This is a genomic window from Pseudomonas fortuita (assembly GCF_026898135.2).
In the GTDB taxonomy this organism is placed as follows: Bacteria; Pseudomonadota; Gammaproteobacteria; order Pseudomonadales; family Pseudomonadaceae; genus Aquipseudomonas; species Aquipseudomonas fortuita.
On sequence record NZ_CP114035.2, the window covers coordinates 1,624,265 to 1,649,542 of the forward strand.

Sequence of the window (25,278 nt, forward strand, 5' to 3'; positions counted from 1 at the left end):
CCTTCCATGACCACCGTACGTACGCGTATCGCGCCATCGCCTACCGGCGACCCCCATGTCGGCACTGCCTACATCGCCCTGTTCAACTACTGCTTTGCCAAGCAGCACGGCGGTGAGTTCATCCTGCGCATCGAAGACACCGACCAGCTGCGCTCCACGCGCGAGTCGGAACAGCAGATCTTCGACGCCCTGCGCTGGCTCGGCATCGAATGGAACGAAGGCCCGGATGTGGGCGGCCCGCACGGCCCGTACCGGCAGAGCGAGCGTGGCGAGATCTACGCGAAGTATGCCAAGCAGCTGGTGGATGCCGGTCATGCCTTCTACTGCTTCTGCACCGCCGAAGAGCTGGAGCAGATGCGTGCCGAGCAACAGGCCCGCGGCGAAACCCCGCGCTACGACGGCCGCGCGCTGCTGTTGAGCGCCGAAGAAGTGCAGCGCCGCCTGGACGCCGGCGAGCCACATGTGATCCGCATGAAGGTGCCGAGCGAAGGTGTCTGCGTGGTACCGGACATGCTGCGTGGCGATGTCGAGATCCCATGGGACCGCATGGACATGCAGGTGCTGATGAAGAACGACGGCCTGCCGACTTACTTCCTGGCCAACGTGGTGGACGACCACCTGATGGGCATCACCCACGTACTGCGTGGCGAAGAGTGGCTGCCGTCGGCGCCCAAGCTGATCAAGTTGTACGAATACTTCGGCTGGGAGCAGCCCAAGCTGTGCTACATGCCGCTGCTGCGCAACCCGGACAAGTCCAAGCTGTCCAAACGCAAGAACCCGACCTCGGTGACCTTCTACGAGCGCATGGGCTTCATGCCTGAGGCGATGCTCAACTACCTGGGCCGCATGGGCTGGTCGATGCCGGACGAGCGCGAGAAGTTCTCGCTGGACGAAATGGTCGAGCACTTCGACCTGTCGCGTATTTCGCTGGGTGGCCCGATCTTCGACATCGAGAAACTGTCCTGGCTCAACGGCCAGTGGTTGCGCGAACTGCCGGTCGAGGAATTCGCCACACGGCTGCAGAAGTGGGCATTCAACAGCGACTACATGATGAAGATTGCCCCGCACGTGCAGGGCCGGGTCGAGACCTTCAGCCAGGTTGCCCCGCTGGGCGGGTTCTTCTTTGAAGGCGCGCTGAAACTGGATGCCAAGCTGTTCGAAAGCAAAAAACTGTCGGCCGACCAGGTGCGCCAGGTGATCCAGCTGATCCTGTGGAAGCTCGAAAGCCTGCGCCAGTGGGAAAAAGAGCGCATCACCGGCTGCATCCAGGCCGTGGTCGAGGCGCTGGAGCTGAAGTTGCGTGATGCGATGCCGCTGATGTTCGCCGCCATTACCGGCCAGGCCAGCTCGGTGTCGGTACTGGACGCCATGGAAATCCTCGGCCCCGACCTGACCCGCTATCGCCTGCGCCAGGCCTTGGACCTGCTGGGTGGCGTTTCGAAGAAAGAAAACAAAGAGTGGGAAAAGCTGCTGGCTTCTATCGCTTGACGGTGTTTTGAAAGCTGCCGCTGAACCGTGTAGTAGCAGCCGTGTGCCGCGAAAGGGCCGCAAAGCGGCCCCGATGATTTTGCTTCAAGGCGAAGATTGTGGGACCGCGCTGCGGTCCAATCGCGACACAAGGCCGCTCTTACAAGGGTTCGAGGGGGAGGTTTTGCTGGGGCAGGGCGGTAAGTGATTGTTATCTGTGAAAAAACTTTTGAATATTTTCAAAATTTCGTTTGACAGCCCTGCAATCCGATCTTAATATGCGCCCCGTCCACAGCGATGAACGAAAACGAATCGTCAGGCACCCAGCCAGCGGTTCAGTTCAAAGCGACATTGTGGGGCTATAGCTCAGCTGGGAGAGCGCCTGCATGGCATGCAGGAGGTCAGCGGTTCGATCCCGCTTAGCTCCACCAAATTCCGCTTGTCAGTCAAGGCTGGCAAGCAAGACCGGGTCCAGCAACCAGGTCTTGAAGGTAAGAAGGTTCGTCCCCTTCGTCTAGTGGCCTAGGACACCGCCCTTTCACGGCGGTAACAGGGGTTCGAGTCCCCTAGGGGACGCCAGTTTTACACAAGCGATGGTGCACTTGTCGCTGGGCCGCGAGGCTAGAAATCTGGGGCTATAGCTCAGCTGGGAGAGCGCCTGCATGGCATGCAGGAGGTCAGCGGTTCGATCCCGCTTAGCTCCACCAATTTTGCCGCGGTTCGCGTAAGCGGATCGGCACGAAGGTTACGTCCCCTTCGTCTAGTGGCCTAGGACACCGCCCTTTCACGGCGGTAACAGGGGTTCGAGTCCCCTAGGGGACGCCACTTTTTCCTGCGTTTTGCAGGGCTTAAAAAGGCTCGTCGATTATTGATGAGCCTTTTGTTTCGGGGCTATAGCTCAGCTGGGAGAGCGCCTGCATGGCATGCAGGAGGTCAGCGGTTCGATCCCGCTTAGCTCCACCATTTCTGCCAGGGTTCACGTAAGTGGATCTTCGCGAAGGTTACGTCCCCTTCGTCTAGTGGCCTAGGACACCGCCCTTTCACGGCGGTAACAGGGGTTCGAGTCCCCTAGGGGACGCCACATTTACCCGCGTTTTGCGGGATTTTAAAGGCTCATTCGCTTATTGAATGGGCCTTTTGTTTTTTCTCCCTTCCGAAAAATCGCAGCTGACCAGCGGCGTAAAATTTTGCTTGCCAAAAAATATGATATCCATAATATTTCAAGCATCATATTTTGAATGGCGGATGCCTGATGAGCGACAAGAAGAGCAGAACCCGCGAACGCATCCTGGAAGCAGCGCGCAGTGCGCTGATCCAGCACGGCCCGGCTGAGCCCAGCGTTAGCCAGGTGATGGGGGCGGCAGGCCTGACCGTCGGTGGTTTCTATGCCCACTTTGACAGCAAGGACGAGCTGATGCTCGAAGCGTTTCGCCAGCTGCTGGGTGAGCGCCGCGCCTTGCTCGCCCAGATCGACCCCAGCCTCGATGGTGCAGGGCGGCGGGCGCTGGCCAGTGCCTTTTACCTGTCGCGCAAGCACCGGGATGCCGAAGTGCACGCTTGCCCGCTGCCCAACTCGCTGGGCGAGATGCAGCGCCTGCCAGAGGCGTTCCGCGAGGTATTGGCTGAGCACATCGAGCTGATGACTGCCGCCATGGTCGACCGGCCTGAAGATGCCGACAAGGCCCTGGCTGATCTGGCGCTCATGGTTGGCGGCCTTGCCCTGGCCCGTGCCTTGGGTACCAGTGAACTTTCTGACCGTATTCTGCGCGCCGCCAAATCGGCGGTGCTTTAACCCTGGAGCATGGCGATGACTACCCTGAGCTGGATTCGTGGTGTCAATGGCACCCTGGGCCGGCTGGCCCCTGAGCATGTCGCGGGCAAGATGCGCCGTGCCTTCATGACCCCGCGCAACCTGCCACCTAGGGAATGGGAGTTGCCCGCGCTGGCCAGCGCCGAACGCATCACCCTGCGCTTCGGCTTGTCTGCCTTGCGCTGGGACAAAGGGCCGACCGTGTTGCTGATGCATGGTTGGGAAGGGCGCCCGACCCAGTTTGCCGCTTTGATCGAGACCTTGGTCCAGGCCGGGCACACGGTGGTGTCGCTGGAAGGGCCGGGCCATGGCCGTTCGCCGGGCGAGCAGGCAAATGTGGTGCTGTTTGCCCGGGCACTGCTGGAGGCCGCTGCAGAGCTGCCGCCGCTGCGTGCGGTCATTGGCCACTCGATGGGGGGTGCCAGTGTGCTGCTGGCGCTGCAGATGGGGTTGCGCACGGAAGCGGCTGTGAGCATTGCTGCCCCGGCGCGGCTGCTGGGCGTGTTGCGTGGCTTTGCTCATCGCCTGGGGATGCCGGCGCGGGCGCGGGCGGCTTTCATACGCCAGGTGGAGCGGGACGTGGGCATGCAGATTGCGCGGCTGGATGTGACCGGTTACCAGCTTGAGCTTCCGGGGTTGGTGGTGCATGCCGCCGATGACGCCCTCGTGGCCGCCGATGAAGCCCAGGTCATTCATAAGGCCTGGTTCGATAGCCGTTTGCTGATGTTGGAGGAGGGCGGCCACCAGCGGGTGCTGGCCGACCCGCGGCTGAGTGTGGCCGTGCTCGAATTGCTGGCCCGGGCTGACGAGCCAGCGCGGCAAACCGCCTGATGGTGTTGCCTGTGCTGGCCTCATTGCCGGCAAGCCAGCTCCCACAGGTACGGCGCAAACCTGGAGTCCTGCGCGGTTTTTGTGGGAGCTGGCTTGCCGGCGATGAGGCCGGTAAATCTTGCGCAGGGGCTGGACATTGCCCTGCAGGTCGCTGCTAAATCGCCTTTTGTGCCAAGGAAGCGAACATGAGCTGGGACCTGGCAACACCCTTCGTCATCGACCTGCGCGTCAGCAGCGAGGACATCGACGGCCTTGGTCATGCCAACAACGCGGTCTACGTCACGTGGCTGGAGCGTTGCGCCTGGCGCCACTCCCAGCGCCTGGGGCTGGACCTGGCGGAGTATCGGCGCCTGGATCGGGCGATGGCGGTGGTGCGTCACGAAATCGATTACCTGGCCGCCGCCTACGAGGACGACGAGCTGCAACTGGCCACCTGGATCATCGACTGGGATCAGCGCCTGCGCATGACCCGGCGCTTTCAGCTCAAGCGCCCGCGTGACGGCGTAACCCTGCTGCGTGCGCACACCACCTTTGCCTGCATCGAGCTGTCCAGCGGCAAGCCCAGGCGCATGCCGGCGGAATTCGTAGATGGCTACGGTCCGGCGCTGATCGGCACCTGAATCGTCGACAATTTTTGTTAGACTGCCGGCTTTTTCACCGAGACCCCGACATGCAAATTGCCCTGGCCCCCATGGAGGGGCTGGTTGACAACATCCTGCGCGACGTATTGACCCGCGTAGGCGGTATCGACTGGTGCGTCACTGAGTTCATTCGCGTGTGCGACCGCCTGCTGCCGCCGTCCTCGTTCGACAAGCTGGCGCCCGAGCTGCGCCAGGGCGCGCGTACGGCTGCGGGGGTGCCCATGCGCGTGCAGTTGCTGGGGTCGGACCCGGTGTGCCTGGCGGAAAACGCGGCGCTGGCCTGTGAGCTGGGTGCGCCAGTGATCGACCTGAACTTCGGCTGCCCGGCCAAGACCGTGAACAAGTCACGTGGCGGTGCCGTGCTGCTCAAAGAGCCGGAGTTGCTGCACGCCATCGTGCGGGAGGTGCGCCGCGCAGTGCCGGCGCATATCCCGGTAACCTCGAAGATGCGCCTGGGTTTCGACAGCCCCGACGGCGCGCTTGAGTGTGCCACGGCATTGGCAGAGGGGGGCTCGGCGCATCTGGTGGTGCATGCGCGGACCAAGGTCGAGGGCTACAAGCCGCCGGCGCACTGGGAATGGGTGGCGCGGGTGCAGGATGTGGTCAAGGTACCGGTGTTCGCCAATGGCGAGATCTGGACTGTTGATGACTGGCGGCGGTGCCGTGAGGTCAGCGGGGCCGAGGACATCATGCTGGGCCGTGGCCTGGTATCGCGCCCGGACCTGGGTCTGCAGATTGCCGCAGCCCATGATGGGCGGGACTATCAGCCGATGAGCTGGGATGACCTGCTGCCGTTGTTGCGCGAGTTCTGGCGTCAGGCCCAGGCCAAACTGTCACCGCGTTATGCACCGGGGCGGATGAAGCAATGGCTGGCCATGCTGACCCGCAGTTACCCCGAAGCGGTGGTGCTGTTTGCCGAGTTGCGCCGGGAAGATGACTGCGCGCGGATCAGCCGGTTGCTGGGGGTTGAGGTGCAGGCTTTGGAGGCCTGTGTTGCCTGAGCTGGCCTCTTCGCTGGCATGCCCGCGAAAAGGGCTACACCGATTTCAAATTTTTTTATCATTGCCCCTTGAAAGCTTTTCCCTCGGCCATATCTTTTGAGTACGCGATGCCGAAGTCGGGTCGCGTAATGACTTACTTGCTGAATCTCAGGAGTTTATGACCATGACTACCGCTTTCTCTCTTGCTCCACTGTTCCGCCATTCCGTTGGTTTCGACCGTTTCAACGACCTGTTTGAATCCGCGGCACGTAATGAGGCCGGTAGCAGCTACCCGCCCTACAACGTGGAAAAACATGGCGAGGACCACTATCGCATCGTAGTAGCCGCAGCCGGTTTCCAAGAGGAGGACCTCGACCTGCAGGTTGAGAAAGGTGTCCTGACCGTGACCGGTGGCAAGCGCGACAATGGCGCCGCTGAAGTGACCTACCTGCATCAGGGTATCGCGCAACGCGCCTTCAAGCTGTCGTTCCGCCTGGCTGACCATATCGAAGTGAAAGCCGCCGGCCTGGCCAACGGCCTGCTCAGCATCGACCTGCTGCGCATCGTGCCTGAAGAAGCCAAGGCCAAGCGCATCCCGATCAATGGCGACAAACCAGCGCTGAACTGATCACGCTGCGATGAAGAAGGGCACCCCCAGGGGTGCCCTTTTTTGTGCTCCTGACGCGCTACCGTGCAGGCGCTGGCAGCCAGGCGATCAGTAGTCCGCCGGCGCTTCCAGCAACAGCTTGCGAAACTCTGGCAACGGCAACGGCCGGCTGTGCAGGTAGCCCTGATACAGGTGACAGCCCAGCCGTTCCAGAAACTCAAGCTGTTCAGTCAGTTCGACCCCCTCGGCAATCACCGCCAGGTCCAGGCTGCGGGCCATGGCGACAATGGCGCGGACGATTTCGGCGTCGTTGGGGTCGATCGGTGCATCGCGCACAAAGGTCTGGTCGATCTTCAGCGCATCGACCGGCAGGCGCTTGAGGTAGGTCAGCGATGAATAGCCAGTGCCGAAGTCATCCATGGCAAAACTCACCCCGTAGTGCTTCAGTTCGCGCATTTTGCTGATGGTGTCTTCCAGGTTCTGGATGACGATGCCTTCGGTGATTTCCAGCTTGAGCATGTGTCGTGGCAGCCGATAGTCGTCCAGGCTGCGCAACACACGCCCGACAAAGTCGTTTTGGCGGAACTGCCGAGGGCTGATGTTCACGCACAGGCTGAAATCATCCGCGTCGATCAGGCCGTCGGCCAGCATGTGCGCGCAAGCATCGCAGGCTTCGTCAAGGATCCAGCTGCCAACTTCCAGGATCAGGCCGCTTTCTTCCAGCACCTGTATGAACTGCGAGGGCGGCTGCTGGCCGAGTTGCGGGTGATGCCAGCGCAGCAGCACCTCGGCGCCGACGATGCGGTTGTCGCGGGCATCCACCTGCGGCTGGAAGTACAACGCCAGTTCACCGCGGGCCAAGGCCAGGCGCAGGTCGTTTTCCATGCGCAGGCGTTCGCTGGCGGCCTTCTGCATGGTGGTGTGGAACAACTGGGTGGTGTTGCGCCCAGAGTCCTTTGCCCGGTAAAGGGCGATATCGGCACGCTTGAGCAGATCGGCCGGCGTGGTGCCGTGGTCGGGGATCAGCGCCACGCCGATGCTGGGCGTCACCTGCAGGCGCTGGCCATCCAGCGACATCGGTTCGGCCAACAGCTCACGCAGCGTGTCGGCCAGTTCACGCACTTTTTCCTCTACCAGCTCCCGGCTGCCTTCCAGTCCGCTGAGCAATACCACGAACTCGTCGCCACCCAGTCGGGCCACGGTGTCTTCCAGGCGCACACTGGCTTCCAGGCGTGCGGTGATGATCTTCAGCACCGCGTCGCCCACCGGATGGCCCAGCGAGTCGTTGATGTGTTTGAAGTGGTCGAGGTCGAGGAACAGCAGGGCGCCGCGCAAGTTGTGGCGCTTGAGCAGGGCAATCTGCTGGCTCAGGCGGTCCATCAGCAGGGCACGGTTGGGCAGGTTGGTCAGCGGATCGTGGTAGGCCAGATGGCGTATTTGCGCCTGGGCGTTTTTCAACTGGCTGACGTCGCGTGCGGTCAGCAGCAGGCAGTCGACTTCGTTGAGGGTGATCGGCTCGACAGAAACTTCCACGGTGAGGATATCGCCGCGCTTGTTACGCCCAAGCATTTCCCGGTGATGCACCCGGCCGCGCTCGCGCAACTCGGCCAGCAACGCGCTGCGCTGCTTGTCATCGGCCCAGATACCGATCTCATATACCGTGTGGCCGACCACATCGGCGGCACTGTAGCCTGTCAGGCGGCAGAAGCCATCGTTGATTTCCAGGTAGCGGCCGCTGTGGCGTTCGGTGATGGTGATGGCGTCGGGGCTGGAGTGGAAGGCCTTGGCGAACTTTTCCTCGCTGGACTGCAGCGCCGCCTCGGCGCGTTGTTGCTGGGTGATGTCGCGCAGGGTGGTAACGCTGCAGGGCTGGTCGTCGACGGTGATCAGGCGGCTGGAGATCACACAGGTCAGCGGCGCGCCGTCGCGGTGGTTGACCACCACGGCAACGTTGCTCAGGGCCTGTTCGCGGATGACCCGCTCGATACGTTGCGCACGTTCGATGGACTCGGCCCACAAGCCGATTTCCTCGGCTGTGCGGCCAATCACCTGGTCGCTGCCCCAGCCAAAGGTCTGGCTGAACGCGGGGTTGATCTCGATGAACTGGCCGGTGTCCTGGCGGGTAACGCAGATTGGGTCGGGGCTGACCTGGAAAAGGCTGGCGAACTTCTCTTCCGAGGCGCTCAGGCGCTGCTCGCGCTCCACCTGGTCGGTAATGTCGAGCAAGGTGCCGGCCATGCGCAGCGGGTTGCCCTGTTCGTCGCGGTACAGGCGTGCGCGGCTTTCGATATAGCGCGAAATGCCGTTCTCCAGCTGCACCCGGTAGGTAATCTGGTAGTTGCCGGCGGGCCCTTCGCGCAGGCTGCGGTAGGCCTGGCGCATCGAGTTGCGCTCCTGTTCCGGCACCCCCTCGAAAAACGCATCGAACGACTCGTGAAAAGGGGTGGGCGGCAGGCCGTGAAGCTGCGCGGCGCGGGCCGAACCGTAGAGCATGCCGCTGGGGATATGCCAGTCCCAGGTGCCCAGCTGCGCCGAGTCCAGGGCCAGGTCCAGCCGTTCCTGGCTGTCCTTCAGGGCCTGCTCGGCGCGCTTGCGTTCGGTGGTGTCGACGAACGTGCTGATCAGGAAGGTGATGCCCTCCAGTTCGATGCCCTGGGTGCAGAGGATGCCGTCGTGCACCTTGCCGCTGGAGGCACGGAACTGCACCTCCATGATGAGCGGGCCGCCATTGGCGCGGGTCGACTCCATCACCTGGTGACGCTGTTCGGGGTGGACCCACAGGCCCAACTCCAGGCTGGTCTTGCCGATCACCTGGCTGCCAGGCCAGCCGAACATGTCTTCGAAATGCTGGTTGACCTCGAAGATCATGCCGTCGTGGCGGCGGGTCAGCAAAATGGCGTTGGGGCTGAGGTGGAACAGGGTGGCGAAGCGCTTTTCCGAATTGATCAGCGCTGTTTCCCGCTCGCGCTGGCGGGTGATTTCGCGGATCACCCCGATCATCTGCGGGCGCCCATGCTGGTCGTGGGTCAGGCTGCCGTTGATCTCCAGCCAGTGCAGGCTGCCGTCAGGCCAGCGAATGCGGTGACGCATGGCCTGTTCCACCGGCTCGCCGTTGAACACGGCCTGGAACACCTGGCGGGTGCGGGCGCGGTCTTCCTCGGGCAGCAAGTCGAGGTAGTCGACATCGGCGGGCAACGGTCGCTGCGGGTCGAAGCCGAACAGCGCCTGGGTGCCTCGTGACCAGCTGACCCGGCCGCTATCGATGTCCCATAGCCAGGCCCCCAGGCGCGCGCCATTGAGCGCGGCCAGCAGTTGTGGGGCGTTCTGCCAGGCCTGCTCCGACTCTTGGGGATCGGCCGCAGGAATACGCGGCAGGCGCAAAAAGCGGTTTGCTGATTTGGGCATCGGTACCAGACCTTTGGCGTATGACGCGTCCTTGAATTGGATGTGCCGGGCTGACGGCCGGTCAGGCCGGCCCTGCGTGGCTGTCGAGCAGGGCCATGAAAGCCCTGGCCGCGTTCGACAGCGTACGCTCCGTGTGCAAGATGTAGCCTAGCTGGCGTGACAGCTGTATGCCCGGTAATGCGATGGGTGCAACCTGTTCGTCGAGCATGGTGCGTGGCAATACACTCCAGGCCAGCCCGATCGATACCATCATCTTGATGGTTTCCAGGTAGTTGGTGCTCATGGCGATGTTCGGCGTCAGGCCCTGGCTTTCGAACAGGCGCTGGACAATATGGTGGGTAAAGGTGTTGCCGCCGGGGAATACCGCCGGGTGGCGGGCCACATCAGCCAGGCTGACTGTACGGTTGTTGGCCAGCGGGTGCTCGGGCGCGGCGACAAAGTCCAGGGCGTCGTCCCACACCGGTACGGCCTTGATCAGGTGGTGCGGGTCGGGCGCCAGGGTGATCACGGCAATCTCGGCACGGCCATGCAGAATTTCGTCGTAGGCCTGTTCTGAATCCAGAAACTGAATATCCAGCGCCACCGCCGGGTACTGGCGGGTGAAAGCCCGCAGCAATGGAGGCAGGCGGTGCAGGCCGATGTGGTGGCTGGTGGCTAGGGTCAGACGACCGCTCACGGCCCCGGTCAGGTTGGTCAGCGCCCGTCGGGTATCATCAAGCACATTGAGAATCTGGTAGGCCCGTGGCAGCAGGGCGCGCCCGGCCTCGGTCAGGGTGACCTCGCGGCCCAGGCGGTCGAACAGGCGCACACCCAGTTGCTGTTCCAGCCCGGCGATGCGTTTGCTGATGGCCGGTTGGGTCAGGAACAGCCGGTCGGCGGCCCCGGAAAAACTGCCGGTTTCGGCAATGGCGATAAAGGCACTGAGGTTGGCCAGGTCCATGGGGTTGTATTCCTTTGGGTTATCCAAAGCATAAAAATTATGAATTTGAGTTATTCAATCTAACCCCCTAGCATCGTCCGTACAAGCCAAGGGGTCTTTGGCATAGAAAGACGCTGATGAGGAACAGTCTGATGGCTGGCAAAACGCTCTACGACAAACTCTGGGAAGCCCATGAGGTCAAGCGCCGTGATGACGGCTCGTCCTTGATCTACATCGACCGCCACATCATCCACGAAGTGACGTCGCCCCAGGCCTTTGAAGGCCTGCGCCTGGCCAACCGCAAACCGTGGCGCATCGACACCAACATCGCCACCCCCGACCACAACGTGCCGACCACGCCGGAGCGCAAGGGCGGCATCGAGGCCATCGTCGACCAGGTGTCGCGCCTGCAGGTGCAGACCCTTGACGAAAACTGTGACGAATACGGCATCGTCGAATTCAAGATGAATGACGAACGCCAGGGCATCGTTCACGTCATCAGCCCCGAGCAGGGCGCCACCTTGCCCGGCATGACCGTGGTCTGCGGTGACTCGCACACGTCCACCCATGGCGCTTTCGGTGCCCTGGCCCACGGCATTGGCACCTCCGAGGTCGAGCACGTGCTCGCCACCCAGTGCCTGGTCGCCAAAAAGATGAAGAACATGCTGGTGCGCGTGGAAGGCCAATTGCCTGCCGGCGTTACCGCCAAGGACATCGTCCTGGCCGTGATCGGCAAGATCGGCACCGCGGGTGGCAATGGTCACGCCATGGAGTTTGCCGGCAGCGCCATCCGCGAATTGTCGATGGAAGGCCGCATGACCATTTGCAACATGTCCATCGAGGCCGGTGCCCGTGTGGGCCTGGTGGCCACTGACGCCACCACCGTTGCCTACGTTGAAGGCCGCCCGTACGCGCCGAAGGGCGAGCAGTGGAAACAAGCGGTCGAGTCGTGGAAAGACCTGGTGTCGGATGACGATGCCGTGTTCGACACCGTGGTCGAGCTCGATGCCAGCCAGATCAAGCCACAGGTCAGCTGGGGCACCTCGCCCGAGATGGTCCTGGCCGTCGATCAGCGCGTGCCGGACCCGGCTGCCGAAGCCGACCTGGTCAAGCGTGGTTCGATCGAGCGTGCCCTGAAGTACATGGGCCTGACCGCCAACCAGGCGATCACCGATATTCAGCTGGACCGCGTGTTCATCGGCTCGTGCACCAACTCGCGTATCGAAGACCTGCGCGCCGCAGCCGAAATCGCCAAGGGCCGCAAGGTGGCCGCTACCGTCAAGCAAGCCATCGTCGTGCCAGGTTCGGGCCTGGTCAAGGCCCAGGCCGAGCGCGAAGGCCTGGACAAGATCTTTGTCGAAGCCGGTTTCGAATGGCGTGAGCCAGGCTGCTCGATGTGCCTGGCGATGAACCCGGACCGCCTGGAGAGCGGCGAGCACTGCGCGTCCACCTCCAACCGCAACTTCGAAGGCCGTCAGGGGGCCGGTGGCCGTACCCACCTGGTCAGCCCGGCCATGGCTGCCGCTGCCGCGGTGACCGGCCACTTCATCGATGTCCGCGAGTTGATCCAAGGGAGCGCAGCATGAAAGCCTTTACCCAGCACACTGGCCTCGTCGCGCCGTTGGACCGTGCCAACGTCGACACCGACCAGATCATCCCCAAGCAGTTTTTGAAGTCGATCAAGCGCACCGGCTTTGGCCCTAACCTGTTCGACGAATGGCGTTACCTGGACGTGGGCCAGCCCTACCAGGACAACAGCAAGCGCCCGCTGAACACCGAGTTCGTGCTCAACCACGAACGCTACCAGGGTGCCAGCGTGTTGCTGGCGCGGGAAAACTTCGGTTGTGGCTCCAGCCGTGAGCACGCCCCGTGGGCGCTGGACGAGTACGGCTTCCGCAGCGTGATCGCGCCGAGCTTTGCCGACATCTTCTTCAACAACAGCTTCAAGAACGGCTTGCTGCCGATCATCCTCAGCGATGAGGAAGTCGACGAGTTGTTCAAGCAGGTCGAAGCCAACCCGGGTTACCAGCTGACCATCGACTTGCAAGCGCAGGCCGTGACACGTCCGGATGGCAAGGTGCTGCATTTCGAGATCGATGCGTTCCGCAAGCACTGCCTGCTCAACGGCCTGGACGATATCGGCCTGACCCTGCAGGACAGCGATGCGATCAAGGCCTTCGAAGGCAAGCACCGCGCCAGCCAGCCTTGGCTGTTCCGTGATGCCTGAGTGATGTAGCTGTGAGTGCTGGCCTCTGTGGGAGCGGGCTTGCCCCGCGAAGAGGCCGGTACTGGTGATGACAATCAAAAGGACTGCACCCATGACCAGCACCAACCATACCGACGTGGTCCAGCGCCAGTTCGGCGAACAGGCCAGCGCCTACCTCAGCAGCACCGTGCACGCCCAGGGCAGTGAGTTCGCCCTGCTGCAGGCTGAGCTGGCAGGGCAGGCCCATGCGCGCGTGCTGGACCTGGGCTGCGGTGCCGGTCATGTCAGCTTCCACGTCGCGCCGCTGGTCGCCGAGGTGGTCGCCTACGACCTTTCGCAAGCCATGCTCGACGTGGTCGCCAGTGCTGCCGCCGAGCGCGGCCTGGCCAACATCATCACCGAGCGCGGCGCGGCCGAACGCCTGCCGTTTGCCGATGCTTCGTTCGATTTCGTCTTCAGCCGCTACTCGGCCCACCACTGGAGCGACCTGGGCCTGGCCCTGCGCGAAGTGCGCCGGGTGCTCAAGCCCGGTGGCGTGGCGGCGTTCGTCGATGTGATGTCACCCGGCAGCCCGCTGCTCGACACCTACCTGCAAACGGTCGAGGTGCTGCGCGACACCAGCCATGTGCGCGACTACTCCGCCGCCGAATGGCAGCGTCAGGTCAGCGAAGCCGGCCTGCATGTGCGCAGCCACACGCGCCAGCCACTGCGCCTGGAGTTCAGCAGCTGGGTCGAGCGCATGCGCACCCCCGAGCCGATGCGCGTGGCCATACGCCAATTGCAGCAAGCCATGGGTGAAGAAGTACGGCAGTATTACCAGATCGAGGCCGATGGCTCGTTCAGCACCGATGTGCTGGTGTTGTGGGCCGAGCGTTAAGCACTTTTCGGTGGGGCCCGTTTGGCCGCACCGCGTGAATGGATAGAGGAAAGCATGAGCAAGCAGATTCTGATTCTCCCTGGTGACGGTATCGGCCCGGAAATCATGGCCGAAGCGGTCAAGGTGCTGGAACTGGCCAACGACAAGTTCCAGCTTGGCTTCAGCCTGGAACATGACGTGATCGGTGGCGCCGCCATCGACAAGCATGGCGTGCCGCTGGCCGACGAAACCCTGGAGCGTGCGCGCAAGGCCGATGCCGTGCTGCTGGGCGCCGTGGGTGGCCCGAAGTGGGACAAGATCGAGCGTGACATCCGCCCTGAGCGCGGCCTGCTTAAAATCCGTTCGCAACTGGGCCTGTTCGCCAACCTGCGCCCGGCCATCCTCTACCCGCAGCTGGCCGATGCCTCGTCGCTGAAGCCGGAAATCGTTTCGGGCCTGGACATCCTCATCGTCCGTGAGCTGACCGGCGGCATCTACTTCGGTGCCCCGCGTGGCCAGCGCGAGCTGGAAGGCGGCGAGCGCCAGGCCTACGACACCCTGCCGTACAGTGAAAGCGAAGTGCGCCGCATTGCCCGTGTCGGCTTCGACATGGCCCGCGTACGTGGCAAGAAGCTGTGCTCGGTGGACAAGGCCAACGTCCTGGCGTCCAGCCAGCTGTGGCGTGAAGTGGTCGAAGACGTGGCCAAGGACTATCTGGACGTCGAACTCAGCCACATGTACGTCGACAACGCTGCCATGCAGCTGGTGCGAGCACCCAAGCAGTTCGACGTGATGGTGACCGACAACATGTTCGGTGACATTCTGTCGGATGAAGCTTCCATGCTGACCGGTTCCATCGGCATGCTGCCATCTGCGTCGCTGGATGCCGACAACAAGGGCATGTACGAGCCGTGCCACGGTTCGGCGCCGGACATCGCCGGCCTTGGCATCGCCAACCCGCTGGCGACCATTTTGTCGGTGTCGATGATGCTGCGTTACAGCTTCAATCAGTCGGCTGCCGCCGAGGCGATCGAGAAGGCCGTCAGCCTGGTCCTTGACCAGGGCCTGCGCACCGGCGACATCTTCTCGGAAGGCTGCCGCAAAGTTGGTACGCAGGAAATGGGCGACGCAGTAGTCGCAGCGCTGCGGAATCTGTAATCTCTCTGGCCCGCCACCCCAAATTCCCGGTGGCGGCCCACTTTTAGCAAAGGTGTAGTTGCGATGAAACGTGTAGGTCTGATCGGTTGGCGCGGCATGGTCGGTTCCGTGCTCATGCAGCGGATGCTGGAGGAGCAGGATTTCGACCTTATCGAGCCGGTGTTCTTCACTACCTCCAATGTCGGCGGCCAAGGCCCGAACGTGGGCAAGGATACAGCGCCGCTCAAAGACGCTTATTCGATTGAAGAACTCAAGACCCTCGACGTAATCCTGACCTGCCAGGGCGGCGACTACACCAACGAGGTCTTCCCCAAGCTGCGTGAAGCCGGCTGGCAGGGTTACTGGATCGATGCGGCCTCGTCCCTGCGCATGCAGGATGATGCGGTGATCGTCCTCGACCCGGTCAACCGCAAGGTCATTGATCAGCAGCTGGACGCCGGTACCAAGAACTATATCGGCGGCAACTGCACTGTCAGCCTGATGCTGATGGGCCTGGGTGGGCTGTTCGAAGCCGGCCTGGTCGAGTGGATGAGCGCCATGACCTACCAGGCAGCCTCGGGTGCTGGCGCGCAGAACATGCGCGAGCTGATCAAGCAGATGGGCGCCACTCACGCAGCCGTTGCCGACGACCTGGCCAACCCGGCCAGCGCCATCCTCGACATCGACCGCAAGGTTGCCGAGAGCATGCGCAGCGACGCCTTCCCGACCGAGAACTTTGGTGTGCCACTGGCCGGTAGCCTGATCCCGTGGATCGACAAGGAACTGCCGAACGGCCAGAGCCGTGAAGAATGGAAAGCCCAGGCCGAGACCAACAAGATCCTCGGTCGCTTCAAGAGCCCGATCCCGGTCGACGGCATCTGCGTGCGCATCGGCGCCATGCGTTGCCACAGCCAGGCGCTGACCATCAAGCTGAACAAGGACGTGCCGATCGCCGACATCGAAGGCATGATCAGCCAGCACAACCCTTGGGTGAAGCTGGTGCCGAACCAGCGTGAAATCAGCATGCAGGAGCTGACCCCGACCAAGGTCACCGGTACCCTGAACATCCCGGTTGGCCGTCTGCGCAAGCTGAACATGGGCTCGCAGTACCTGGGCGCGTTCACCGTGGGTGACCAGCTGCTGTGGGGCGCCGCCGAACCGCTGCGCCGCATGCTGCGGATTCTGCTGGAGCGTTGATCGTTCTGCTTTGACCAAAAACCCGCGCTGGCGACAGTGCGGGTTTTTTTTGAGTGTTCGCCACAGCATTTTTGGTGCCGGTGAGATCGAGCGCCGCCCACGCGGCGCATCGCGACGCAAGGCCGCTCCCACACTTGTTTCGGGCCAGTTATTCCTGTGGGATTCGCGCGCGTAGGCCTTGGCGCATGCATCGATATCGCGTCGTACATACAAGGCGGTCGCGCGCGCCTGGCGCAGGATGGACTGGCCCGAAACAAATGTGGGAGCGGCCTTGCGTCGCGATGCGCCGCGCGGGCGGCGCTCGATCTCACAAACACCGCAAATCCCAAGCCATCCCCGCTAGCCCTCACGCAACCCACAGCGGCGAAGATACGGCCAGCACAGACAAAACCCTACAATCCGAGTAAAGTGCCGCCCCCGCCGTTTTCTGCAAGAGGATCCCTACCATGACACACCCTTTGGACATCGCCGTCGTCGGCGCCACCGGCAGCGTCGGTGAAGCCTTGGTGCAGATCCTCGAAGAACTCGCATTCCCGGTCGCCACGCTGCACCTGCTGGCCAGCATGGAATCGGCGGGCAGCAGCGTGATGTTCGCTGGCAAGAAGCTGAAAGTGCGCGAAGTCGACAGCTTCGACTTTGCCCAGGTCAAGCTGGCCTTCTTCGCCACCGGCGCCGCCGTCAGCCGCAGCTTTGCCGGCAAGGCGCTGCAGGCAGGCTGCACGGTGATCGACCTGTCCGGTGGCCTGGACGACGCCCTGGCCTTGGTGCCGGAAGCCAATACCGACCGCCTGGCCGGCCTGTCGTTGCCAGCGCGCATCATCAGCCCATGCTCGGCCGCTGTAGCCCTGGCCGTCGCGCTGGCGCCGCTCAAAGGCCTGCTCGACATTGAGCGGGTGCAAGTGATGGCCGCGTTGGCGGTGTCTGCGCAAGGCCGTGAAGCGGTCAGCGAACTGGCCCGGCAAACCGCTGAGCTGCTCAATGCCCGGCCGCTGGAGCCTCGCTTCTTTGACCGCCAGGTGGCATTCAACCTGCTGGCCCAGGTAGGGGCCGCCGATGAACAGGGCCATACAGCGCTGGAGCGCCGCCTGGTCAGCGAGTTGCGGGTGCTGCTCGGCATGCCTGAATTGAAGATTTCCGTAAGCTGCGTTCAAGTCCCGGTGTTTTTCGGCGATAGCTTCAGTGTGGCTGTGCAGAGCCGTCGCCCGGTCGACCTGGAGGCGGTCAACCAGGCGCTGGAGGCAGCCGATAGCGTCGAGCGGGTGGAGCGTGATGATTATCCGACCCCGGTCGGTGACGCAGTGGGCCAAGACGTGGTCTATGTTGGTCGTGTACGTCACGGTGTTGATGAAGACCAGCAGCTCAACCTCTGGCTGACCACCGACAACGTGCGCAAAGGCGCCGCGCTCAATGCCGTGCAAGTGGCACAATTGTTGATTAAACAGATGCCGTAAAAGATACTGGCGAGCACTTTTGTCCTGCTCTGCTTGCAGGTTTCGGGACGATTCATACAAGGGAAGAGGTCATGCTTCGAATTCGCAAACTGGTTCTGGCCATGGCTGCAGCCTCCGCGCTGTCGTCTGGCATGGCGAATGCGCTGGGCCTGGGGGAGCTGACCCTGAAGTCGGCACAGAATCAGCCGCTGGACGCCGAGATCGAATTGCTCGACGTACGCGACCTCAAAGCCGCCGAAGTGGCGCCGAGCCTGGCGCCACCGGAAGAGTTCAGCAAGGCCGGGGTGGCGTTTCCGACCTACCTCGAAGACCTGACCTTCACACCGGTGATCAACCCCAACGGCAAGAGCGTGCTGCGGGTGACCTCCAGCCAGCCGCTGCCGGGGCCAGTGGTCAAGTTCCTGGTCCAGGTCATGTGGCCGCAAGGCCGCCTGCTGCGTGACTACAGCGTGTTGCTCGACCAGGCCAAGGCGCAAGGCGACAAGCCGGCGGCGGGCAATGTCACACCGGCCACAACCGGTGCCAGCAACTACACCACCCAGCGCCGCGATACCCTGTGGCAAATTGCTGCGCGCAACACCCAGGGTGGCTCGATCCAGCAGACCATGATCGCGATCCAGGCGCTGAACCCGGACGCCTTCATCGGCAACAACATCAACCAGCTGAAGGTTGGCCAGGTACTGCGCCTGCCCGACCAGCAGCAGGTCCAGAACATTGCCCAAGGCGAGGCGAACCGCGAGGTGGCCGAGCAGTACGCCGCCTGGCGTGAAGGCCGCCGCCTCGGCCCGCGTGCCCGCCAGCTGGACGCTACCCGCCGTGGCGCCGCCGAAGCCGCCCCGGCGCGCATCGCCCAGGGCGACAACCTGCGCCTGGTCACACCGGGCAGCCAGGCCGGTGCCGGCCAGGCCAAGGCACTCAACGACAAGCTGGCCGTGGCCCAGGAAAGCCTGGACACCAGCCGCCGTGACAACGACGAACTCAAAAGCCGCATGGCCGACCTGCAGAGCCAGCTGGACAAGCTGCAGCGTCTGATCGAGCTGAAGAACAATCAGCTGGCGCGCCTGGAAGGCCAGGGTGCAGCCGCTCCGGCAGTGGCAGCTGCTGCTTCTGCCCAGCCGGCAGCCGCCGCTCAGCCAGCGGTCAAGCCTGCACCTGCTGCCGTCGATACCGCGCCCAAGCCGGTGCCGGCCGCCAATCCAGCGTCAGCTAGCCAGTCGGGCAGCGCACTTGACCAGATCCTGGGCAACCCGTGGCTGCTTTGGCTGATTGCCGGCTCCAGCATTCTGGTGCTGGCCTTGTTGCTGTGGCTGCTGGCGCGCAAGCGCAAGGCCCAGCAAGAAGCAGAAAAGCACCTGCGCATGGCGCGGGCGCTGGAAGAAGAGCAAGGCACAGGTTTCGACAACGATACCGAGAGCCTTGACGGCGTTGAGGTCGCGGAGCCGAGCGTGACGCTGTCGCCAGCCGTGGTCGCAGCCTCGGCTGCCGCTGCCGTTGCTGCGGAAAAAGTGGCAGCGCCAGCCGCCGAGCCAGCACTCGAGCCTGAGCCGTACGCAGACCCTCACGCCGCGCTGTTGGCCGAAGTGGATCAATGCCTGGCCGAGGGCCGCCTGAATCGCGCCACCGAACTGCTGGAGCCCACTGTGGACGCCGCGCCGGAGCGTGACGACCTGCGCTTGAAACTGATGGATGTGTACGCCCGCCAGGGTGATCAGAGCGCGTTCGCCGAACAGGAGCGCAAGCTGCCGGCCAGCGAGCACAACACTGCCCAGGTTGCCGGGCTGAAAGAACGTTACCCGGCCATGCTCGGCCTGGCCGCCGCCGGCCTGGGTGCGGCGGCGCTGGCTGCCGAGATGGATCAGCAGTATGTGCAGGAGCTGCTGCACGACGAGCCTGAGGCGCCGGTGGTTGCTGATGTCGTGCCTGGCGAGGTGCCTGAGTTCGAGCAACAGGTAGAGGCTGAGCCAGAGGTTGTGGCGCAAGCAGAGCCTGAAGCCGAACTGGATGCCTTCGAAGAACTGCCGACCCTCGATGCACCGGGCCTGGATGAGCAGGACCTGGACAGCGCCTTCGACCTGAGTCTGGGTGAAGACCTGCCGGAAGAAGACCCACTGGCAGCGCCGTTGCTGAACGAGCCGGCGGCACAGGAACCTGTACCCGACGAGCTGGTCATTGCCGAGCCTGTGCTGGATGAGCCAGCGCTGGAAACGATTCAGCCAGAAGAGCAGCCGTTTGCCGTGGATGCCGAACTGCAAGCCGACGCCGACGCCGATTTCGAGGCCATGCTGGCCCAGGCAGAGCCACAGCCTGCTGCGGACCTGTCCGATTTCGACCTCGATGTCACTGAGCCGGTTGCCCCGGCCGCCCCGCAAGCCGTGGAGGAGGCCCCGGTGGACATCGCCGCCGAGCTGGCTGCCTTCGACAGCGTGCCGGAGTTTGACCCGGTCTCCGAGTTCGACATGCCGTCGGATTTCGACTTGTCGCTGTCGCTGGAAGACGATTCGCCTGCCGCCAAGCGCTTTGCCTCGGAGCTGGACGACGTCAACGCCGAACTGGACAAGCTGTCGCAAAGCCTCGAATCGCCATCGCTGGAGCCACACTTCACCAGCGACGATGCGATTGCGCAGCCTGAACCCGAGCCATTGGACGACCTGGACTTCGACTTCTTTTCCGGCAGTGACGAAGTGGCCACCAAGCTCGACCTTGCCCGCGCCTACATCGACATGGGCGACAATCAGGGGGCCCGCGACATCCTTGATGAAGTGGTCAAGGACGGCGACGACAGCCAGCGCCAGGAAGCCGAGGACATGCTGTCTCGCCTGGTCTGATGCTCGCGCCTGTGGGAGCGGCCTTGTGTCGCGATAGGGCCGCATAGCGGCCCCAGAATTTCAGCCACTCAGCTAGCATCGCCGGGGCCGCTCTGCGGCCCTATCGCGGCACAAGGCCGCTCCCACAGCCCTACAAGGCTGCCGTTGTCGTTATAATCCCCGCCATTTCGTACACCCCACAGGTTTCATGCGCTTGGACATCATCGACACCGCTACCGCCGAATCCGCAGCCGAAGGCTACTCCCGTATCGCCCTGGGCGTGGAATACAAGGGCGCCCGCTACCGCGGCTGGCAGCGCCAGGCCAGCGGAGTACCCAGCGTCCAGCAAGCGCTGGAACAAGCATTGTCCAAGGTGGCCAACGAACCGGTTTCGGTGATCTGTGCCGGGCGAACCGATGCCGGTGTGCATGGCTGTGGCCAGGTCGTGCACTTCGATACCCGTGCCGTACGCGACGAGCGCGCCTGGACCCTGGGCACCAATTTCAACCTGCCGCACGACATCAGCGTGGTCTGGTCGCGGCCGATGCCGGCCGACTTCCATGCCCGCTTCAAGGCATGTGCCCGGCGCTACCGCTATGTCATCTACAACGACCCGATCCGCCCGGCGCACCTGGCCGAGGAAGTGACCTGGAACCACCGCCCGCTGGATGTCGAACGCATGGCCGAAGCCGCGCAGTTCCTGCTTGGCACCCACGACTTCAGCGCCTTCCGCGCCAGCCAGTGCCAGGCCAAGTCGCCGATCAAGCATATCTACCACCTGCGCGTTACCCGCCATGGCCAGATGATCGTGCTGGACGTGCGCGCCACGGCTTTCCTGCACCACATGGTGCGTAATATTGTCGGTGTGCTGACGGCCATTGGCGCCGGCGAGCGCCCGGTCACCTGGGCGCGTGAAGTGCTGGAAGGGCGCAACCGCCGTGAAGGCGGGGTCACGGCCCATCCGTTCGGGCTTTACCTGGTCCAGGTGGAGTACCCCGAGGCGTATGCGCTGCCCCAGCGTTACATCGGCCCACACTTTTTGACGGGCTACGAGGCGTTGGCCGACTGACGGGCGAATAGCCATTTGCTAACATCCGGCCTTTCACCGTAACAATCAGGGTTCGCTGTCCATGAGCAATGTTCGCAGCAAGATCTGCGGGATTACCCGTATCGAAGACGCGCTGGCTGCTGCCGAGGCGGGTGCCGATGCCATCGGTTTTGTCTTCTATGCCAAGAGCCCGCGGGCCGTGGACGTGCGCCAGGCGCGGGCGATCATTGCCGAGTTGCCGCCGTTCGTGACCACGGTCGGTCTGTTCGTCAACGCCTCGCGTTGCGAGCTGAACGAGATCCTCGAAGTGGTTGCGCTGGACCTGCTACAGTTCCACGGCGACGAGACCCCGCAAGACTGCGAAGGCTATCACCGCCCCTGGATCAAGGCCCTGCGGGTGCGCCCGGGCGACGACCTGGAGGCGGCCTGCCAGCTTTATGCGGGGGCTCGCGGCATACTGCTGGACACCTACGTGGCAGGCGTACCCGGGGGAACCGGTGAAGCGTTCGACTGGTCACTGGTGCCGGCACATCTGAGCAAGCCCATCATCTTGGCGGGCGGGCTGTCGGCCGACAACGTTGGCCAGGCCATTGCCCAGGTACGGCCTTACGCGGTGGATGTCAGTGGTGGCGTCGAACAGGCCAAGGGCATCAAGGACGCGGCGAAAATCGAGGCCTTCATGCAGGCGGTGAAACAGGCGTGATGGCAGATGTGACGGCTGGCTGCGCGCCATCGTCCATAGCTTTCGCAGCCCTGCGGGGCAGCCGCCGCTGGCGGCGGAACAACACATTAGCGGTGGAGTGGCACGCTGGCAGCCCCGGTGGCCGGTCTACCATTGTTTCATAAAAGATTTTGAGCTCAAGGGCAGGGCAGGGCGGTGACACCGCCCCCCGCCTGCCGATACTGGAGAAATAAAGCATGAGCAACTGGTTAGTCGACAAACTGATCCCTTCGATCATGCGTTCCGAGGTGAAGAAGAGCTCGGTGCCTGAGGGCCTGTGGCACAAGTGCCCAGCCTGTGAGGCCGTGCTGTATCGTCCGGAGCTGGAAAAAACCCTGGATGTCTGCCCCAAGTGCAACCACCACATGCGCATCGGCGCACGTGCGCGCATCGATATCTTCCTGGATGCCGAAGGCCGTGCCGAACTGGGGGCCGACCTGGAGCCGGTCGACCGCCTGAAGTTCCGTGACGGCAAGAAGTACAAGGATCGCCTGGCCGGCGCCCAGAAGCAGACTGGCGAAAAAGACGCGCTCATCTCCATGAGCGGCACCCTGATGGGCATGCCGATCGTGGTCAGCGCTTTTGAGTTCTCGTTCATGGGCGGCTCCATGGGTGCCATTGTCGGCGAACGCTTCGTACGCGCGGCCAACTACGCCCTGGAACACCGTTGCCCAATGGTCTGCTTCTCTGCTTCGGGCGGTGCGCGCATGCAGGAAGCGCTGATCTCGCTGATGCAGATGGCCAAGACCTCGGCGGTGCTGGCGCGCCTGCGCGAAGAGGGCATCCCGTTCATCTCGGTGCTGACCGACCCGGTGTACGGCGGCGTTTCTGCCAGCCTGGCGATGCTCGGCGACGTTATCGTCGGTGAGCCTAAGGCCCTGATTGGCTTCGCCGGCCCACGCGTGATCGAGCAGACCGTACGCGAGAAGCTGCCAGAAGGCTTCCAGCGCAGCGAGTTCCTGCTGGAGCACGGTGCTATCGACCTGATCATCTCCCGTGGTGAACTACGCCCGCGTCTGGCCCGCCTGCTGGCACAGATGACCGGCCAGGAAACCCCGGAGCAAGCGCGTGAGGCGGCTGCTGTCGCGTGATGAAACAACGAACCCTGGGCGAATGGCTCGCCTACCTCGAGCAGTTGCATCCCTCGGCCATTGACATGGGCCTTGAGCGGTCGCAGAAGGTGCTTGCCCGGCTGGCGCTGGGCAAGCTGGCGCCACGTGTGGTGACGGTAACCGGCACCAATGGCAAGGGCTCGACCTGCGCATTCGTGGCCTCGCTGCTGCGTGCCCAGGGGCTCAAGGTCGGCGTCTACAGCTCGCCGCACCTGTTGCGCTACAACGAGCGGGTAGTGATCGATGGCCAAGAGGCCAGCGATGAGCGCCTGTGCGAAGCCTTTGCCGCCGTCGAGGCGGCGCGGGGCGATATTTCCCTGACCTACTTCGAAATGGGCACGCTGGCCGCGTTCTGGTTGTTCTACCAGTCGCAGCTGGATGCCGTAGTGCTGGAAGTGGGGCTTGGTGGCCGCCTGGACACCGTGAACGTGGTGGATGCCGACCTGGCGCTGGTGACCAGCATCGGCGTCGACCATGTCGATTACCTGGGCAATACCCGCGAGCAGGTAGCCTTCGAGAAAGCCGGGATCTTCCGCCCGGGCAAGCCGGCCCTGTGCGGCGACCTCGATCCGCCACAACCGTTGCTGGACAAGGCCGCCGAGCTGGCTGCGCCGCTGTTCCTGCGTGGTCGGGACTTTGATCTGGCCAGCACCGTGGGCGGCTGGAGCTGGCGCGGTACTGCGGCAGACGGCGCGCAAGTTGCGCTTTGTGACCTGCCACTGCTCGACCTGCCCATGGAAAACGCCACGCTGGCCCTGCAGGCGTACCTGCTGATGGGGCTGCCGTGGGATGCCGCGCAGGTGCGCCAGGCGCTGCTGGCTACCCGCATTACAGGCCGCCTCGATCGTCGCCAGGTGAACTGGCAGGGCAAGCGGGTGGAGCTGTTGCTGGATGTGGGGCATAACCCTCATGCAGCGGAGTACCTGGCCCGGCGCCTGACGGCCCGGCCGCCCAAGGGCCGTCGCCTGGTGGTGTTCGGGCTGCTCGCCGACAAGGACCTGGAAGGCGTGGTCGCGCCGCTGCAGGGCCTGGTCGACGACTGGGCCGTGGCGCCGCTGGATACCCCGCGCAGCCGCCCGGCTGCCGAGCTGGCCACAGCCTTGACGAACCTCGGCGCCGCGGTGAAGTCTTATGCCAGCGTCGACGCCGCCCTTGAAGGGCAATGTGCGCAGGCGACGGCGGATGATCAGGTCCTGCTGTTCGGTTCGTTTTTCTGTGTTGCCCAGGCGCTGGAGTGGCTGGAGCGGCACGCCCAGGAGGGTGGAGTAGATGGCAGTGCTGGATAAAGGGATGAAACAGCGCATGGTGGGTGCGCTGGTGCTGGTGGCGCTGGCGGTTATTTTCCTGCCGATGCTGTTCACCCGCGAGGACGAGATGCGCCAGGTGCACGTCGAGGCCCCGCAAGCACCGGCCATGCCAAGCCTGCCGGAAGTGAAGGTGGAGCCGGTCGCCGTGCCCGAGCCGCAGGCGATTGCGCAAGCGCCGGAGCAGCCAGCGGTGGTGGTCGACGAGTCCACTGCGCCGCCCGCCACGCCCAGTCAGCCCATTACGCCATCGCCGCAAACCCAGGCGCAGGTCCAGCCGGCCAAGCCACAGGCTGCTGCGCCTAAAGTGGAGTCGAAGCCAGTGGCCACCCCGGCACCTGCCGCACCAGTGGCAAAGCCGGCTGCCCCTTCAAAAATCGACGTCAATGGCTTGCCTGTCAGTTGGTCCATCCAGTTGGCCAGCCTGTCCAATCGTGCCGGTGCCGAAAAGCTCCAGCAAACCCTGCGCAGCCAGGGCTACAACGCCTATATCCGCTCGGCGGGCGGAATGAATCGGGTGTATGTCGGGCCGCTGATCGAGCGCGCCGAGGCGGAGCGGACACGCGACGCCATCAACCGGCAGAACAGCCTCAAAGGCTTTGTGGTGCGTTTCCAGCCAGAGCGCAGCTGATAGCACGAGGGCGGCTTTGCCGGCCATCACCGGCAAGCCAGCTCCAGAGAGTGCCTGGCAAATCACCCGGTCATGTTTTGTTCTATGAAAGGTGGCTTGCCGGCGATGAAGCCAACACCAATCCACCCGACATTCCGCTTACTCCCAGCCC

20 protein-coding genes and 6 tRNA genes are annotated in these 25,278 nt (G+C 63.5%); 24 read left to right on the plus strand and 2 right to left on the minus strand.

What is annotated here, in order from left to right; all coding sequences use genetic code 11:
- The first annotated feature begins 6 nt into the window (after nucleotides 1–6).
- The 12 genes from gltX (at nucleotide 7) to OZ911_RS07395 (ending at nucleotide 6,357) form a co-directional block, all read left to right on the plus strand.
- The gene (gltX, locus tag OZ911_RS07340) at nucleotides 7–1,488 is read left to right on the plus strand and encodes a glutamate--tRNA ligase (RefSeq protein WP_016485504.1); all 1,482 of its coding nucleotides are present in this window, start codon (nucleotides 7–9) and stop codon (nucleotides 1,486–1,488) included.
- Nucleotides 1,489–1,822: 334 nt separating this feature from the next.
- Nucleotides 1,823–1,898 (plus strand) — tRNA-Ala (locus OZ911_RS07345).
- A gap of 72 nt (nucleotides 1,899–1,970) precedes the next feature.
- Nucleotides 1,971–2,046, plus strand: a tRNA-Glu gene (locus tag OZ911_RS07350).
- 52 nt (nucleotides 2,047–2,098) lie between these two features.
- Nucleotides 2,099–2,174: transfer RNA gene (locus tag OZ911_RS07355), tRNA-Ala, on the plus strand.
- Nucleotides 2,175–2,216: 42 nt separating this feature from the next.
- A tRNA-Glu gene (locus tag OZ911_RS07360) sits at nucleotides 2,217–2,292 on the plus strand.
- A gap of 62 nt (nucleotides 2,293–2,354) precedes the next feature.
- Nucleotides 2,355–2,430, plus strand: a tRNA-Ala gene (locus OZ911_RS07365).
- Between the two features lie 42 nt (nucleotides 2,431–2,472).
- Nucleotides 2,473–2,548, plus strand: a tRNA-Glu gene (locus tag OZ911_RS07370).
- Nucleotides 2,549–2,719: 171 nt separating this feature from the next.
- Nucleotides 2,720–3,259 carry a TetR/AcrR family transcriptional regulator gene (locus OZ911_RS07375; protein ID WP_039615373.1) on the plus strand — a complete coding sequence of 180 codons (540 nt, stop codon included), beginning with the start codon at nucleotides 2,720–2,722 and terminating at the stop codon, nucleotides 3,257–3,259.
- Between the two features lie 15 nt (nucleotides 3,260–3,274).
- Nucleotides 3,275–4,108, plus strand: coding sequence for an alpha/beta fold hydrolase (locus tag OZ911_RS07380; protein ID WP_268968590.1), 834 nt, complete (start codon nucleotides 3,275–3,277; stop codon nucleotides 4,106–4,108).
- A gap of 185 nt (nucleotides 4,109–4,293) precedes the next feature.
- A complete protein-coding gene (locus tag OZ911_RS07385) occupies nucleotides 4,294–4,728 on the plus strand; it encodes an acyl-CoA thioesterase (RefSeq protein WP_016485508.1) in 435 nt (144 codons plus the stop codon).
- A gap of 50 nt (nucleotides 4,729–4,778) precedes the next feature.
- Nucleotides 4,779–5,750 (plus strand): tRNA dihydrouridine synthase, encoded by a 972-nt coding sequence (locus OZ911_RS07390; RefSeq protein ID WP_070086959.1) that lies wholly within the window; start codon nucleotides 4,779–4,781, stop codon nucleotides 5,748–5,750.
- Between the two features lie 163 nt (nucleotides 5,751–5,913).
- The gene (locus OZ911_RS07395) at nucleotides 5,914–6,357 is read left to right on the plus strand and encodes an Hsp20 family protein (protein WP_016485510.1); all 444 of its coding nucleotides are present in this window, start codon (nucleotides 5,914–5,916) and stop codon (nucleotides 6,355–6,357) included.
- 87 nt (nucleotides 6,358–6,444) lie between these two features.
- Here OZ911_RS07395 and OZ911_RS07400 read toward each other — a convergent pair whose 3' ends face one another.
- Nucleotides 6,445–9,741 (minus strand): PAS domain S-box protein, encoded by a 3,297-nt coding sequence (locus OZ911_RS07400; RefSeq protein ID WP_016485511.1) that lies wholly within the window; start codon nucleotides 9,739–9,741, stop codon nucleotides 6,445–6,447.
- Nucleotides 9,742–9,802: 61 nt separating this feature from the next.
- Nucleotides 9,803–10,681 (minus strand): LysR family transcriptional regulator, encoded by an 879-nt coding sequence (locus tag OZ911_RS07405; protein ID WP_016485512.1) that lies wholly within the window; start codon nucleotides 10,679–10,681, stop codon nucleotides 9,803–9,805.
- A gap of 131 nt (nucleotides 10,682–10,812) precedes the next feature.
- On the opposite strand from OZ911_RS07405, the gene leuC reads away from it, so the two are divergent.
- The 12 genes from leuC to OZ911_RS07465 all read left to right on the plus strand — a co-directional run bounded on the left by leuC (nucleotide 10,813) and on the right by OZ911_RS07465 (nucleotide 25,127).
- Nucleotides 10,813–12,246, plus strand: a complete 1,434-nt coding sequence (leuC, locus tag OZ911_RS07410) for a 3-isopropylmalate dehydratase large subunit (protein ID WP_016500870.1) — start codon at nucleotides 10,813–10,815, stop codon at nucleotides 12,244–12,246.
- Nucleotides 12,243–12,887 (plus strand): 3-isopropylmalate dehydratase small subunit, encoded by a 645-nt coding sequence (gene leuD, locus OZ911_RS07415; RefSeq protein WP_016485514.1) that lies wholly within the window; start codon nucleotides 12,243–12,245, stop codon nucleotides 12,885–12,887. The genes leuC and leuD overlap by 4 nt, the downstream gene beginning before the upstream one ends.
- 91 nt (nucleotides 12,888–12,978) lie before the next feature.
- Nucleotides 12,979–13,743 carry a class I SAM-dependent methyltransferase gene (locus OZ911_RS07420; RefSeq protein WP_023047848.1) on the plus strand — a complete coding sequence of 255 codons (765 nt, stop codon included), beginning with the start codon at nucleotides 12,979–12,981 and terminating at the stop codon, nucleotides 13,741–13,743.
- A gap of 54 nt (nucleotides 13,744–13,797) precedes the next feature.
- Nucleotides 13,798–14,880: a 3-isopropylmalate dehydrogenase gene (gene leuB / locus OZ911_RS07425; RefSeq protein WP_023047847.1), complete on the plus strand. Its 1,083-nt coding sequence runs from the start codon at nucleotides 13,798–13,800 to the stop codon at nucleotides 14,878–14,880.
- A gap of 63 nt (nucleotides 14,881–14,943) precedes the next feature.
- The gene (gene asd, locus OZ911_RS07430) at nucleotides 14,944–16,056 is read left to right on the plus strand and encodes an aspartate-semialdehyde dehydrogenase (protein WP_016485516.1); all 1,113 of its coding nucleotides are present in this window, start codon (nucleotides 14,944–14,946) and stop codon (nucleotides 16,054–16,056) included.
- Between the two features lie 446 nt (nucleotides 16,057–16,502).
- Complete coding sequence (locus tag OZ911_RS07435) at nucleotides 16,503–17,507, plus strand: aspartate-semialdehyde dehydrogenase (RefSeq protein ID WP_070086440.1); 1,005 nt, start codon at nucleotides 16,503–16,505, stop codon at nucleotides 17,505–17,507.
- A 71-nt stretch (nucleotides 17,508–17,578) separates the two neighbouring features.
- On the plus strand, nucleotides 17,579–20,332 hold the full coding sequence (locus OZ911_RS07440) for a FimV/HubP family polar landmark protein (protein ID WP_070086441.1): 2,754 nt from the start codon (nucleotides 17,579–17,581) through the stop codon (nucleotides 20,330–20,332).
- Nucleotides 20,333–20,519: 187 nt separating this feature from the next.
- The gene (truA, locus tag OZ911_RS07445; protein ID WP_023048638.1) at nucleotides 20,520–21,380 is read left to right on the plus strand and encodes a tRNA pseudouridine(38-40) synthase TruA; all 861 of its coding nucleotides are present in this window, start codon (nucleotides 20,520–20,522) and stop codon (nucleotides 21,378–21,380) included.
- 61 nt (nucleotides 21,381–21,441) lie between these two features.
- Nucleotides 21,442–22,062, plus strand: a complete 621-nt coding sequence (locus OZ911_RS07450) for a phosphoribosylanthranilate isomerase (RefSeq protein ID WP_016485521.1) — start codon at nucleotides 21,442–21,444, stop codon at nucleotides 22,060–22,062.
- Nucleotides 22,063–22,277: 215 nt separating this feature from the next.
- Nucleotides 22,278–23,171, plus strand: a complete 894-nt coding sequence (gene accD, locus OZ911_RS07455; RefSeq protein ID WP_016485522.1) for an acetyl-CoA carboxylase, carboxyltransferase subunit beta — start codon at nucleotides 22,278–22,280, stop codon at nucleotides 23,169–23,171.
- Nucleotides 23,171–24,478 carry a bifunctional tetrahydrofolate synthase/dihydrofolate synthase gene (folC, locus tag OZ911_RS07460; protein WP_070086442.1) on the plus strand — a complete coding sequence of 436 codons (1,308 nt, stop codon included), beginning with the start codon at nucleotides 23,171–23,173 and terminating at the stop codon, nucleotides 24,476–24,478. The genes accD and folC overlap by 1 nt, the downstream gene beginning before the upstream one ends.
- Nucleotides 24,462–25,127, plus strand: coding sequence for an SPOR domain-containing protein (locus tag OZ911_RS07465; protein WP_016485524.1), 666 nt, complete (start codon nucleotides 24,462–24,464; stop codon nucleotides 25,125–25,127). Before folC ends, OZ911_RS07465 begins: the two co-directional genes overlap by 17 nt.
- Nucleotides 25,128–25,278 lie beyond the last annotated feature (151 nt).